The sequence below is a fragment of the Agaribacter marinus genome (assembly GCF_030160655.1).
Classification (GTDB): Bacteria; Pseudomonadota; Gammaproteobacteria; order Enterobacterales; family Alteromonadaceae; genus Glaciecola; species Glaciecola marina.
Window position 1 is genome coordinate 1 of record NZ_BSOT01000009.1, and the last position, 13,697, is coordinate 13,697.

Sequence of the window (13,697 nt, forward strand, 5' to 3'; positions counted from 1 at the left end):
CTTTGCTGATATATTAGCGGAATTTTCTAGTTATAAGTGCTACTTTTTTCGGGGAGGATTACATAAGCACTCTGTGAAGTAAATCCTGCATAAAATAGGCTGAACCCTGGTGAGTGCGATGAGCTAGAATTTAAGCGTTCACAAGCAAATAATTTTAATTTCCGTACGGAAGGCGAATAGTTACTTTCAAGCCTGTTGGGGAAGCGTTTTTAAGCATCACTTTTCCGCTTCTAATTTCGCAATAATGTTAATATATAGCAGATATAAAGCTAGCTTTACTCATTCACTAGCAAAGTAAAGAAACATTAATTAGAGATTAAGAGCTGATATGTTTTCAAAAATGCTAATTTTTGTTAGCTAGATAGCGTGTGTTAAATACGCTTTAATTGTTGCAGAATACTCTTTATCAGCTAAAGCTTCGTCATGAACCTTACGCATTAAGAAATTTTTTGCATCTCCTTCAGGAAAAGCTAGCGCTCTATCTAAAAGTGCCTTGACTCTGTCAATTCTTTCTTTTTTCCTCTCAATTATTGCTGGACGACTCAAATCAAGTAAATCGACTGTAATTTGACCTCTTACGCTCCCCCCTTTTGCTAGCACTAGTGGTCCAAAAAAAATCAGGGAATCATTTGGCGAGTCTATAAAAGGGTTTAATAAGGGTATATTTAAATCATGGTAATCTGACTTATTCATGTTGCACTCTTTACAGACATAACCAAGATTTGTCCATTCTACAATTCGATTATAATCTTTCGAAGCTGGAATAATATGATCAGTCTCGCCCGGGAATGTGTGAGATATTTTACTCTCACAGAATATACACTTGTCATTAGCTTCGTCTCTAAGTGCACTTTTTATGTCTTTGTGGCGATATCTAAATCTAGCGATTTTAGGAATTGATTCATCTCCATTCATTAACTTGATGTATTCTTCAGTCCAAATTTGCTCGTTTATTTCAAGAATTTCAGGTTTATTTCCTTTTATTATTTTTATCATCTACCATTTGAACCCATAACTTTATCTAACGCTTCAGGAAAATAATCACTCAGACCTATTCTTGAGAGTTCGACTTTAAGTTCTTTAAGAAGTGTTTCGCTGATTTGTTGATTTTTTAGTTTCTGAACGGTATATTCAATTTTTTCTTCCGCCCAGAGCGGCAAGGTAGTTTCTACACCTAAAACATCTCTAAGAATTTCATTGGATGAGCCAGATCTGTCTAGCAAATCTAGTCGCGAACTATCTACTTTTCTAAAATTGTTGTAATCCAACATATAAACATTTGAATCTGGTACTGAAGTAACCATAAAAGGATTGTGAGTTGAGATAATGAACTGTACTGATGGAAATGCTTTAATTAAACTTGGTAGAAGAGACCTTTGAAGTTTTGGATGAAGGTGGTTTTCTGGCTCATCCATTACTATTACGAAATTACTATATACCATAGAAGCCATAAATATCTGCCAGGTCACGTCAATTAACGATGCTATTCCTCCAGAAACTGAATCAAAAGAAAAGCTTCCAGTCTCAGTTTCGAATAATACTTCTGGCATATGGATGATAATTTTTTGGAACCCTAAAGACTTTGGTAAGATCGTCCTTAGCGCTTGTTGGAAACCTTCAAACATTTCGACAGCTTCATCATCTCTTGCAACTACCTCATTACCGTAGCCAAATGTTGCTAAAGATATTATTGCCTCTTTAATTCTAAAGCTTGCAGAAGTATTTCTAGCGTTAAAGCTATATCTTTGTTTCAGTTCATTTAAGTATTTATCTAATATCTGATTCTTGGCATCGAGTTTGGCTGGTATAGTTTGTACTTGTTGGTAAAAGTAAACTGGTCGATGTGAAGAAATATATATGCCTTGTACCGGCTGCTGGTTTTCGATGTGAATATTATATTGTTGCTGCACAGACTTTGGTACTGATAGAAGACCATGGTTTTCGGTATTAGAATAAAAAATTTCCCCTATTTTAATTTGATTTTGATTCGAGGGGAGTGTCTTATTGTCATGTTTAGTACTTAAACCAGTAAGATAGTCTAATATTCCTTTTTTCGCCTTACGAGGAGTACTTGCGAATAGTATGTTCCAACCAAAATGCCTACTCAAAACGCTTAGAATTGTAGTCTTTCCTGCCCCATTGGCTCCGGTAATCACTGTAAGATTAGGATGAAATTCGATATCTATTTTATTAAATTGCCTCCAATTGCCGATTTTTATTCTTTTAAACATACCTAACCTATATTTATTCTCAATTTTTCGATATTAGCAGTTAGTGACCAATAGTACAGTTATTTACAGAACTCCAAGTTAGAGCAAAAAGCACTATTTTCAAACATATTTCTTCGTTCAATAGACCAAACGTGAAACCGAGTTATGATGTCAATACCTTTGTAAACAATCCCCTTCAGCTTCATCAGAGGGTCTTCATCAAACCAACTGCTTTTTATCCAACCACTTTGTTTATCGAGAGTATGAGAAAGATTAACGCTATTTACTATCCTCTTTTACAGCTGACTTTAAGGCTTGTTTCATGTGATGCAAATTGAAGTCTTGCAATAAAGAAGTGAACTAAATATCCTCCAGATGGCTAAGTGTACTGACTATTGGCACTGAAATATTTTTCGTAACATGTCAAAGGTAGTGCCTCAACATATTAATGTTCAAGCTGTATTGATGGTATGGTTTTTAAGCGCCAAAGTTGAAATCTCTCTGAATAACGTAATCGTTAATTGCCGTTATTTGTTTTGACTCAATAAGTGGGGGCGCTCTGCACAAATTGGCCGTTGTCGGTGGAACTTGTTGATCCAAATGCGAGAGTATCTTTTGGATGACGGCAACCTCTGTAATGCAGGCGACTATATTTACATTCGTCTCTGTGCACGCTTCACAAATGGTAATGTCAATCTTCAAAAATGATGAAAGGTGTAACTTTTCCGAAACGTACGCCAGCATTAATATAGTATGCTGTAGTTTCCGGAAAAATAGAATCTTCAGTAGTAGCGTAAGTATACTCGCCACCGATAAACCAATTATTTACATCAATATCAAACCCAGCACCTATGAATACGCCGGGATCTTCCTCCACACGTAAATCTTCGGCTAGCTTGTTATACCCAGCTAAACTTAATGCATTCAGAAATTAGACTAGAGTGTCTTGACCGATGTGACCTAAAAGTAAAGCGCCTATGAAGGTGACATATACCGTAGCGAGCAACCGCTAACGAGTGGGGGTAAATACGCTAATAGTATTTCATGGGTAACTCTTATTTTTACTTAACTAAGATGCTCGAGACACACATAACACATAAATGCAGAGGACACAGATTATTGAACGCCCTCCCCTATTTTTTAGGGGCCTTTTTAGTTTGACAAGCGCACACATTCTTATATGTTTGTATTGAATACTACACTAGGATCAATTCTTTGATTATCTCTGATGATTTCAAAGTGAAGATGCACTCCTGTCGTTTTTCCTGTCTTGCCTATTACGCCAATGTCTTGCTGTGAGCTAACCCAAGTACCAGCCTTGACTTTGATAGACTTCAAATGTGAATACAGGCTTTGATAGCCACCTTTATGCTGAATTACTACAGTATTTCCATAGTTAGGATCTAAGGTTTTGTTATCTGCAACAACGACAATCCCTTCTGCGACAGAAAGTACAGAACTATCATTTTTAGTAATATAATCAACCCCTTGATGCGGTTTGTAATTCCGAATTTTATCTACACTGCGAAACGGAGAACTTACCGTATGGCCCTTTAGTGGGGGTTGCCAAGTCAACTTATCTGTTCCCGCAGATTCTTTTATGAACATGTATAGACCAGTAATGACAAGTATCGCAGAACAGAAGGTTATAGTTAATTTGAGATGACTTGTATTTGCTGAGCCAACTATGTTTGTAAGCCTGGTTTTATAATCGTCAGCACAAAGTGCACCTGAGTTAAATTGCGCGACCGGCTTACTGCTATCAAATTGCGTACTTCTTTTTAGTGATTGTAGTAGCGTTTTCGCATAGTCGTATTTATTTAGGTTAAACCGGCAAATAGTATGCTTATCACATCTGTGTTCAATAGCCCTTATGAATTGCCATTCCATTTTTTTTATAAATGGATTTATCCACATGAGAGTGCTCAATATTCTCCACAAGAGAATGGCAATGTGATCGTTGTTTGCAATATGCGTCAGCTCATGTTTAAGCAAAATGCTTTGTTGCTCTTTTTCTAGCGAATTGAAATAGTGTGGCAATATGATTTGAGGCGTGGTAACGCCGAATACAAAAGGGCTGTGGTTATGAGAGGAAATTGCAACTTTAGCTTTATAACTTGGCAGAGCATTAATTAACTCGGAGGCGTGTGAAATACTTGTGAGTTTTTGCCAAACTGCCATCAATCGGGCTAGTTTTATACAGGTAAAACAAAGATACATAAATATTAATGCAATTGCGATTAAATCCGCATTGTTCAAACTCGCGTGAGTGATACTGGCTTGTTTTACTACCTGGGCATTTTCCAAGCTTGAATTTATGTATTCAAGGTGGGGAATCGTTATCGTCCCGAAATCAACCGAAAAAGGTATAAAGGGCAAAAAACTGGCGAAGAGTGTAAACCACCAAATATTAGGTGAGATATTGTTACGCTTAGTCAAATATGACGAGCAGACGTAGACAACGCTGGAAAATAAAAGCCAAGGAAAAACGCTATTTACAATGAATTGAATAACTGAAGAATCCACTAGCTTTCCTTTTCATCTCCAGACGATTGATTCAATAACGCCGCTAGCTCATCGATTTCCTCTCTACTTATTAAACGACTGTCAGCAAACATCGAAACTGGGAGTGGCTCATCTAATTCGAGGACATTAGTTGCAAATGCCTGCATACAAGATGCTAGCGTAGGTATTTTTTCGAGTAGTGCTTTAAACGTTTTTTTGTTGCCCAATGAATCAATTTCCAAAATTCCCTTGTTGCCCATTCTTTCTAATGTTTTACGTGTAGATGAATATGACCACCCATACTTTACGCTTAGATGCACATGGATTTCTTTAGCTGTTTGAGGTTGCTTTTTCCAGAGCAGCTTCAGTATTTCTAACTCGGTTGAATTGGGTGTCATATGATTGTCTTTATCTGTGACTTGTGTCGCATTTTAACGTCATGTATGTTAAAAAACAACTATGTGACATATGTCACACTTTGGGTTTTGTGATAAGTGTTGGGCATACCGCAACTAAATGCTAACAATAAACTTATAAAATTTAGATAAAGGAAAAAACTTATGAAATTGTCTTTTGTGCGGCGTGTTGCCTTGTTTCTTCTTCTGTATACAGGCGTTAGCAAAGCTTTCTTGGCAGAAAGTGATGGTTTTCAGATTGTGAACAGCAAAGTAGTAACTATTGATTCTACGGTGTTAGGCAGAAAATATGATTTGTTCATTAAACTACCTCATGACTATTTTTGGGAGAAAAGTAGACTTAAGAAATATCCTGTACTTTATTTGAATGACGGCCCGCATACATTCAAGGTCGCTGCGGGCGTCACTCATTTTCGTGAAATGGATAGAGTAATTGTTGTGGGTGTTTCTTTTGCACACGGCGAAAACGGTCAGTACAGCAGAGTACGCGATCTTACACCCGTCGTTGATGACACTTGGACAAAATATAAAACAGGTGGTGCGCCAAGCTATTTAGAGTTTTTTGAGGATGAAGTTATTTCATATATAGAAGACAATTATCGAGCAAATTCAGATCAAAGAATTTTATCAGGGCATTCGCTCGGAGGATCATTTGGCACATGGGTGTTACTTACGAAGCCAGATTTATTTTCTAACTACATATTAACTAGTCCTTCACTTTGGTACAAAAACAATTGGATTTTTGATGTAGAGAAGAAATTTTTTTCAAAAAGTAAATTGTTAGACGCGAATGTGTATTTTGCTACAGGCGCATTAGAGACCTTAAAGCATGGTATGCGCCATAACATGGTGAACGGCCAAGTTAAGTTTGTTAAGCAGTTACGTTCCAGAGACTATCAAGGGTTAACCTTAGAAGAAGACGTTGTTAACGGCACGGACCATTATTCGACTTATCCAGTGGGTTTGTCCAAAGGACTAATGTTCATATATAAACAGTTGAGCTTACCTTGATTGTCAATACGCCTGTATGGATACACGTCAATATGCTGCGCGTTTCCCCCATTCATATTTACCTTGTGATTGCTTGTTCTTTGCGGCTAAATTTTTGAGCATAGAATCAATTATTTTGTCGCTAAGCCAACGCCCGTTTACTGCGACTCCATAGATGTCAGTGGTATTTGAGATGTCTATAAAGGGGTTTGAGTTGAGTAATATTAAATCAGCTATTTTATTTACTTCAATGGTGCCCGATGTTTTATGAATACCCAACCATTGTGCGGCTAAATTCGTTGCGGAGTTGAGTGCTTCCTTAGGCGTAAGACCGGCTTCAACAAGGAGTTTTAACTCGTCATGGACTGAAAATCCAGGCATTACTCCAGAGACCATTGCGTCTGTACCTAAAACAATAGGGACATCAAGAGACTTTAAGGCGCGAACTAGCTTTTTATTAAAATCAGCAATACGGTCGACATGAGCGATGAACTCGGGTGAAGATTGATAAGAATTGTTATTTATCCACTTATCTTGAAAAATAGGGTGTAAATATTTCAATGATGATAGTTGTTTAATATCGTCTAGTGTTCTTGCTTGCTTAGTTATCCAATCCATTACGGTGAGTGTGGGCGTGACCCAAGTATTGTTATTTTTCACCAACGTGGCGAGTCGCAAGGCTTCTTCGTCTGTATTCTTTTTTGCCCATCTTGCAAGTTCTTCGGCGTGAGCAATCATACCGAAGTGCGGGATAAACGCGTCATTGATTCGTGTTTTGAAACTTATTGGAATATGCCCGACTACTTTCATCCCAAGTTGTTGAGCTTCATCAATAATCGCTTCGTAAGTGGCAATATTTAAAAACGAATACACTTTAATAAATCCATAACCATCAAATTTCGCTAGTCTGACGGCCAGTCTGCCTTCAACAGGGCTATTGACTTTGTTTATGCCTTCACCGCCATCTATGAACTTGGCCAACGCGATTCTTGGACCAATGACGTTTCCTTTTTTTATTTCATTTCGTTGTGCAAAATTTTCTGGTCGAGCATCTAAGTCAAATATTGTCGTAACGCCGTTAGCAATGTACGGCGTCATCACGTCTTGTGTATCAAAAAATAAGTTTGTTTCTCTGTTGAGTTCGTCCTCGCCAAAATTGAAATCGGCAACACCATGCACATGCATGTCAATAAGGCCGGGTATTAACCATTTACCACGTCCATCGATGACTAAAATGTTATCCGGTATCGGCTCAGCAATAGATACGATTTTTTTGTTTTTTATGACGATGTTTGTATTTATTAGTGCTTCTTTTCCTTTCACCATTGTATGTATATTTACGTTTTTTATGGCAAAGGTTTGTTCGTTAAATAGGTTATTTTCGGGCGGTAGTGCGGCATTTACCAAAGGCGAAGTTACGGAGAATATACTTAGTAAGAATACAAAAAGTGCGTTTAAAAAAGTCGTTGTTTTCATTATTGCTCAGCGTCTATAGGGTTGAAAGCTAATTAGACGTTAAAGCTAAGCCAATGGTTTGTAGTTGGATAATACTCCCGTGTAAACGTTTATATTTAGTTTCCAAAAAACATATATTACGTTACTTTATTAGTGAGCGGCGTGACGCATGATTCACAACATTCGTTTGATTCGCCTACTACTGTTCGCATTATTCGTTCTTGGCATACTGATCAGATATGTTAAGCTCGATGAACTTGACTTCGCGAGATATAAAAAAACATTCGTCAGTCAAATATTCTAAAACTATGAATTCTAAATTCATGACCCTGAGGTATTTAAGGCAAATACATAAATGAGCAACACGTTTTTAGGTGAAGACAACAAGCGCCGATGCACATGGTGTGAGGCAACCCAAGAATATCAAGACTATCATGATGACGAGTGGGGCTATCCAGTAGTAGATGATCAGCGCTTATTTGAAAAGATTTGTTTGGAAGGGTTTCAATCTGGCTTAAGTTGGCGAACAATCCTGGTCAAGCGTGAAAATTTTAGAGCTGCCTTTGCTAATTTTGATTTTAATGAAGTGGCGATGTTTACCCAAGAAGATGTTGAACGGCTGCTACAAGATGCGGGTATTGTCAGGCATAGAGGCAAAATAGAGGCCGTTATTAACAACGCAAAATGTGCTCAGACGCTCATTAAAGAGATTGGCTCACTTGCTGCTTTTTTCTGGCAATTTGAACCGTCACGCGACGAAAGTATCGAGCCTGAAGTCATGGCCACGTGCGACGAGTCTGTCGCCTTGTCAAAAGCGTTGAAAAAGCGAGGTTGGAAGTTTGTAGGGCCTACCACTATGTATGCATTTATGCAGGCGATGGGGATGGTGAACGACCATTGCCTCGATTGTCATAGCCATGCTAAATCGAGACAGTTGCGAGGGGCTTTAGTCCGTCCGAGTGCTAAATACCCGCCACATCAGGACAATTAAGGCGCTTAAATAGCATTTACCTTTTATGTTTTTAGGAACTTTTTGCTAAAGCATGTTGGTGTCAATACAGATATAAAGACATAAAACATAGCAAGGACGGAACTGCTTGGTAAAATGGGTATACTAAAATCAATAAAAAAGAAGTATGTCGCGCATAAATTTTCCTCTGAAAATTTGAATATTATTCAGGATATTCAAGGTGATACCTTTGTTGACATCCTCAGCGCGTATCGTTGTGATGGTTGGGAATTAGTAACTGATTACCGTGATTTCGATGCGTCAATCAACAAGTGGCAGGGCAAGCTACGCAAGGGTTCCATAGTGCTCGTACTGGATTGGAATCAACACAAATTAGGACAGGTTGTCGGCCCTGAACGAGTGATAATGCCACTGAGCAAGGCCTTTAGTTTACAGGCACTTAAACGACCCAAATAAAACTTGCTTGGCGCAAACATCATTTGATATTCAGGTCTCTGGGCGCTCGGACTCAATACACCGCAACAGCACTTGTCTATTGCGGTGTATTACAAATACATATTACGCGCTGCGTAAAATATTCAACATACGCCTTAGTGGCTCTGCCGCACCCCATAACAGCTGATCACCTACGGTAAAAGCAGTTATGTATTCTGGTCCCATAGATAGCTTACGTAAACGACCAACGGGCACTGACAATGTGCCGGTGACTTTAGTAGGTGTTAGCTCTTCTAAACTGGCATCGCGGTCGTTTGGCACGACTTTAACCCAGTCATTTGCGTCAGCAAGGATGCGTTCGATTTCTTCAAGCGGTACATCTTTCTTCAACTTAATAGTAAGTGCTTGGCTATGACAACGCATTGCACCTATACGTACACATATGCCATCAATGGGCACCGGTGTTTCGCTTGCAAGGATTTTGTTGGTTTCTGCTTCTGCCTTCCATTCTTCACGGCTTTGACCATTCTCTAACTGCGTATCGATATAGGGTAATAAGCTACCTGCTAATGGCGCGCCGAAATTATCCGTGGTCAAATCATTTCGCATTGCGTCGGCTACTTTGCGATCGATATCTAAAATGGCGGTTGATGGGTTTTCAAGGTCGTCAGCGACAGCGGCGTTTATTTCGCCCATTTGACGAATTAACTCTCGCATATTGTTAGCACCAGCACCGCTTGCTGCTTGGTAGGTCATAGAAGACACCCATTCAACAAGCCCTTCGTTGAACAAACCACCAATGGCCATCAACATCAGGCTAACGGTACAGTTACCGCCAATAAAGTTTTTGGTGCCATTTTTAATGCCATCTTTAACTACTTGGTCATTTACAGGATCGAGTACAATAATGGCATCGTCAGACATACGTAGGCTAGATGCCGCATCTATCCAATAGCCTTCCCAGCCTTTAGCACGTAGGTCACCAAATACCTTGTTTGTATAGCTACCCCCTTGGCACGAAATAATGGCATCCAAATTAGCAAGAGCGTCTAAGTCGTATGCATCTTGCAAAACCGGTACTTCAACACCGACTTCTGGCGCTTTTCCACCAACATTTGAGGTGGTAAAAAATACTGGCGAAATACCTACAAAGTCATTCTCTTCAAGCATGCGCCCCATCAATACTGAGCCAACCATGCCGCGCCAACCTACAAATCCTACTTTCATTCTTCTTACTACCTTAATCAATTTAACTCGTGCGTCTAAACCGAACCTTGCCATTTCTGCACTGGCAATTCACTAGGGCTATATGTTTAGGCCTAGATGCTCATTATTTATTTTGTTATTTGAGTAGGTTTTGAGCGTTTTTCTTAAGCCACGAAGGATAAAGGCTAATGGACTTCGATACAACCGTGTTTTCTGACCCTTTTTTTATAATTCATGCAGCATAGGAATGGTAAGGTTCTGTAGATATTATCTAAATTGATTGATGATAAGTCAGACCTGGCTATAATTCTGCGGGTCGATAACGTATATCTTTTCAAATACTACCCGGAGAACAGTGTGAAAATAATTACAAAACGGATCGCCAAAGATAAAGAAACGCTTGCTGCGTTAAAGTCACGCGGTGACGACGAAGAGTTAGTGAGAATTATCGACCATTCATTTGTTGCCGAAGCTCACGATGCTCTTGTGCCCTTGGCGGATAACTTGCTTCACATGGGGTTTTCCGGTGTATCAATTGACAAACACCCTGAGTCAGACATCTTCGTACTAGAGTGCACTAGCTTTGACTGTACTGAATTTCACAGTGTGGTGAAATCGAGTGTGCTAATGGCCTTGCTCGCAAAGACCTATACGGTTAAGTATGAAGGCTGGGGTTGTTCGGTGGCGAAGGAAAGCTAGAATATGGACGAAGGCAGATCCTCCTGCCTTCGTATTCACGCTATGCGAAAATTTACATAGCATGTGCTTATGTTCGTGTTAGAACTTGTATGATGCTTTCACATAGGTGAACCGACCTTGACCACTATGAACGGTATTCACATAGCCAAAAAAGTCATGGTGACTAAAGGGAGGTTCTTCGTTAAGCAAATTTGTTACGCCTAACGACAATGTTGTATTGTCGATGCCTCGGTAATTAGCGACAAGGTCGACAGTCGTCATCGAATCAACCGTTTTGTCCCCAAAACCTGAATCAGCATCGCCATCAAATTCGCCGATATAATTGATTGCCAGTGTGGCACTAATGTCATCTTGCGACCAATCAACAGATGTTGTGTGGCGCACTTCAGGCTGCTCAAACTGGCCTTCTTGTAAGCTTAAACGTTGTCCGCCATTTGCATCAGGTCGCAGTTCTTCATACTTCAATACATAGTTCATGGCGAAACGAAATTTAAAGTCGCCAACATCTGATGGCAAACGATAGCCAATATCAAAATCTAAACCGCTAGTATCTAGGTCACCAATGTTTTGGAACGAGTCAAACACTCTAACAACTTCTCCCGGGTCATTAGCTATGCCTGTGGGGATACGTTCAACAACACTAGGATCGGTACCAAAATTCGAAATCACGAATTGTGTGTCTGAATCGATAATATTCTCAATGTCGTAGCTATAATAATCGAGTGAGAAGTCTAGGTTTTCGTTGATTTCATATATAACACCAAGGTTATAGCTAGATGATTCTTCAGGCCCAAGATCGGGGTTTCCAGCAAAAATTGCTGTATATTCTGCAGGAGAACAACCTAAGTCGACGGCGGCACATCGCAAGGTGTCAACTAAGTTTGGTGATTCGTCAGTGCGTCCTAAGCCCAGTTGATGCAGCGACGGTGCTCTAAATGCCGTGCCATATGAGCCTCTAAACGACAAATTGTCGAGCGGAGAATACAAAAATGACACTTTAGGGTCTGTAGTAGTACCAAAGTCGCTGTAATCTTCATAGCGCACGGCCAGTTGCACTTCAAGGGTATCTAGTAGCGGAATGGCAAGTTCAGCGCTTACTGATTTGCTGTCTCTATCACCATTCGCTTGCGTGGCCTCAGTACCAAACACGTCCCCGCGTAGGAATTGATCATCTGGGTTGTCGGCGATGGCTTCTTCTCGATACTCTGCTTTAAGTGCAAGCATTAAATCACCGGCAGACATTTCTGCAATCGCGCCAGATAGCGTAAAATCTAAAGTTTTACTGGTTGATTTACCAACACGTGTGGTAACGGTCTCAATGAAGTCTAGCGCTTCTTGCGTATTCGTAGACGGTTCAAACGGATTCCATAAACCTGAATCAATCGCTTCTTGCGCACGTCTTGAATTAGGGAAGCCATCGACACCACGTTCAACTGATTCACTTTTTATATAGCTGTATGCTGCATCCCAACTCCAGTCTTGAATTTCACCACTTAAACCCATGACCGTGCGGAAATAATCCGTATCCACCCGTTTTTCGCGGTTTCCAATATCCACGGTTCTGCGGCGCATGGTCAAGTCTTGCATAAAGAAGGGGTGGTCCGGCATATCAGCGAAGGGGTGATTTACATTGTCGCCGTCCATAAATAGCTCATTAAAACTTGGGCTACCGGCACCTCTTACGAGTGATTTTGAGTTTTGACCGTTAAAATCTATATACCCGCGCAAGCTATCTGAAATTTCATAGCGCCCCAGGTAGTTAAAGCTGAATCGTTCAGCGTCGGGGATCATAGTCATGTGCGGCGCATAGTCATAGCGACAAAGGTTTGCACCTCTATCGATATCTTCTGGTGCGCAGCGGTCAGCGCCAAACTCATCGATAATGCGGTTTGTAGGATCTGAGCGTAATGCAATAGTACCCGGGATACCCGAAGAACTTCTAAAATCTTCTGCGCCCGCTATGTTGGGTCTTAAGGCGGCTTGGTTGGCTGAACGAGAATAACTGCGGTCGGCATATAAGACTTCTTCTCGATCAAAGTAGTCAAGTATAAAGGTGTGCTTTACTTTGTCAGAGTTGCTACCGAATACCAACGAAAAGTTTTGTTCTTGACCACCGCCATCAGCCGTTGTACCGACTCGGGCGGATACTTCAGCGCCTTCGAAGTCATCTTTTAGCACAATGTTAATTACGCCCGCTATTGCATCTGAGCCATAGGTTGCAGACGCACCATCTTTAAGAATATCTACGCGTTTAATAGCCGAGATCGGAATATTGTTGATATCAACGAATGCCGTATCGATGCCTTTGGCAAAGGGAGATACAGAGACTCTGCGGCCATTAATTAATATGAGCGTTGAATCGGCTCCTAAACCTCTTAGTGAAACACTCGAACCACCATTTGCGGTGTCGTCACTGCTATTGCCTTGGGTTGAAAATGTGCCTTGTCCAGAGATGGGAAGTTTTGCAAATAAACCAATAAGGTCGGTAACGCCCGTATTTTCTATTTGGGCTGCGTCAATGGAAGTAAGTGGTGATGGTCCTTCCATATCTATTCGTTTAATCAAAGAACCTGTGACTGCTATGCGTTCTACACTGTCATCATTGTTGCTTTCCTGAGCCATCAAATTGCTGTGGCCTAAGGCTAGGCTGACCGCTGCAGCGGTCAGCGCTATCTTACGTATTGTTTGTTTCATGTAAGTTCCCTATTTATTTTTTATTTTGTAAGTATATGAAAATACAGCAGGAATTAAGCTGATTTGCTTATTCCTGTATAGAGTTATAGCACAGCTAATATATCGAATATATGGGGT

At 40.2% G+C, this 13,697-nt stretch carries 12 protein-coding genes; 4 read left to right on the top strand and 8 right to left on the bottom strand.

Annotation, left to right across the window (positions count from 1 at the left end; genetic code table 11):
- Positions 1 to 357: 357 nt before the first annotated feature.
- The 5 genes from QQK00_RS15675 to QQK00_RS15695 all read right to left on the bottom strand — a co-directional run bounded on the left by QQK00_RS15675 (position 358) and on the right by QQK00_RS15695 (position 5,113).
- Positions 358 to 996: an HNH endonuclease gene (locus QQK00_RS15675; RefSeq protein WP_284218584.1), complete on the bottom strand. Its 639-nt coding sequence runs from the start codon at positions 994 to 996 to the stop codon at positions 358 to 360.
- A complete protein-coding gene (locus QQK00_RS15680) occupies positions 993 to 2,231 on the bottom strand; it encodes an AAA family ATPase (protein ID WP_284218585.1) in 1,239 nt (412 codons plus the stop codon). Before QQK00_RS15680 ends, QQK00_RS15675 begins: the two co-directional genes overlap by 4 nt.
- Positions 2,232 to 2,901: 670 nt before the next feature.
- On the bottom strand, positions 2,902 to 3,087 hold the full coding sequence (locus QQK00_RS15685) for a hypothetical protein (RefSeq protein ID WP_284218586.1): 186 nt from the start codon (positions 3,085 to 3,087) through the stop codon (positions 2,902 to 2,904).
- 299 nt (positions 3,088 to 3,386) lie between these two features.
- Positions 3,387 to 4,736, bottom strand: a complete 1,350-nt coding sequence (locus QQK00_RS15690) for a M23/M56 family metallopeptidase (RefSeq protein WP_284218587.1) — start codon at positions 4,734 to 4,736, stop codon at positions 3,387 to 3,389.
- Positions 4,736 to 5,113, bottom strand: a complete 378-nt coding sequence (locus QQK00_RS15695) for a BlaI/MecI/CopY family transcriptional regulator (RefSeq protein ID WP_284218588.1) — start codon at positions 5,111 to 5,113, stop codon at positions 4,736 to 4,738. The genes QQK00_RS15690 and QQK00_RS15695 overlap by 1 nt, the downstream gene beginning before the upstream one ends.
- 162 nt (positions 5,114 to 5,275) lie before the next feature.
- Between QQK00_RS15695 and QQK00_RS15700 the strand changes: the two genes are divergently transcribed.
- Entirely contained in the window at positions 5,276 to 6,142 is an 867-nt protein-coding gene (locus QQK00_RS15700; RefSeq protein WP_284218589.1) for an alpha/beta hydrolase, read from the top strand.
- A gap of 27 nt (positions 6,143 to 6,169) precedes the next feature.
- Here the strand turns inward: QQK00_RS15700 and QQK00_RS15705 are convergent, their stop codons facing one another.
- A complete protein-coding gene (locus tag QQK00_RS15705; RefSeq protein WP_284218590.1) occupies positions 6,170 to 7,597 on the bottom strand; it encodes an amidohydrolase family protein in 1,428 nt (475 codons plus the stop codon).
- 334 nt (positions 7,598 to 7,931) lie between these two features.
- Here QQK00_RS15705 and QQK00_RS15710 point away from each other — a divergent pair, with 334 nt between their 5' ends.
- Together QQK00_RS15710 and QQK00_RS15715 are read left to right on the top strand one after the other, a co-directional pair.
- Positions 7,932 to 8,567 carry a DNA-3-methyladenine glycosylase I gene (locus QQK00_RS15710; RefSeq protein WP_284218591.1) on the top strand — a complete coding sequence of 212 codons (636 nt, stop codon included), beginning with the start codon at positions 7,932 to 7,934 and terminating at the stop codon, positions 8,565 to 8,567.
- A gap of 114 nt (positions 8,568 to 8,681) precedes the next feature.
- Positions 8,682 to 9,002, top strand: coding sequence for a hypothetical protein (locus tag QQK00_RS15715; protein ID WP_284218592.1), 321 nt, complete (start codon positions 8,682 to 8,684; stop codon positions 9,000 to 9,002).
- A gap of 102 nt (positions 9,003 to 9,104) precedes the next feature.
- Here QQK00_RS15715 and asd read toward each other — a convergent pair whose 3' ends face one another.
- Entirely contained in the window at positions 9,105 to 10,208 is a 1,104-nt protein-coding gene (gene asd / locus QQK00_RS15720) for an aspartate-semialdehyde dehydrogenase (protein ID WP_284218593.1), read from the bottom strand.
- 336 nt (positions 10,209 to 10,544) lie between these two features.
- On the opposite strand from asd, the gene QQK00_RS15725 reads away from it, so the two are divergent.
- Positions 10,545 to 10,886: a ribonuclease E inhibitor RraB gene (locus QQK00_RS15725; RefSeq protein ID WP_284218594.1), complete on the top strand. Its 342-nt coding sequence runs from the start codon at positions 10,545 to 10,547 to the stop codon at positions 10,884 to 10,886.
- 78 nt (positions 10,887 to 10,964) lie between these two features.
- Here the strand turns inward: QQK00_RS15725 and QQK00_RS15730 are convergent, their stop codons facing one another.
- A complete protein-coding gene (locus tag QQK00_RS15730) occupies positions 10,965 to 13,580 on the bottom strand; it encodes a TonB-dependent receptor plug domain-containing protein (protein ID WP_284218595.1) in 2,616 nt (871 codons plus the stop codon).
- Positions 13,581 to 13,697: the final 117 nt, after the last annotated feature.

Excerpts from the sequence above, each read along its gene's own strand:
- asd (WP_284218593.1), bottom strand. The coding sequence starts at position 10,208 with ATGAAAGTAGGATTTGTAGGTTGGCGCGGCATGGTTGGCTCAGTATTG.
- QQK00_RS15730 (WP_284218595.1), bottom strand. The coding sequence starts at position 13,580 with ATGAAACAAACAATACGTAAGATAGCGCTGACCGCTGCAGCGGTCAGC.
- QQK00_RS15715 (WP_284218592.1), top strand. The coding sequence starts at position 8,682 with ATGGGTATACTAAAATCAATAAAAAAGAAGTATGTCGCGCATAAATTT.
- QQK00_RS15705 (WP_284218590.1), bottom strand. The coding sequence starts at position 7,597 with ATGAAAACAACGACTTTTTTAAACGCACTTTTTGTATTCTTACTAAGT.
- QQK00_RS15680 (WP_284218585.1), bottom strand. The coding sequence starts at position 2,231 with ATGTTTAAAAGAATAAAAATCGGCAATTGGAGGCAATTTAATAAAATA.
- QQK00_RS15675 (WP_284218584.1), bottom strand. The coding sequence starts at position 996 with ATGATAAAAATAATAAAAGGAAATAAACCTGAAATTCTTGAAATAAAC.
- QQK00_RS15700 (WP_284218589.1), top strand. The coding sequence starts at position 5,276 with ATGAAATTGTCTTTTGTGCGGCGTGTTGCCTTGTTTCTTCTTCTGTAT.
- QQK00_RS15695 (WP_284218588.1), bottom strand. The coding sequence starts at position 5,113 with ATGACACCCAATTCAACCGAGTTAGAAATACTGAAGCTGCTCTGGAAA.
- QQK00_RS15710 (WP_284218591.1), top strand. The coding sequence starts at position 7,932 with ATGAGCAACACGTTTTTAGGTGAAGACAACAAGCGCCGATGCACATGG.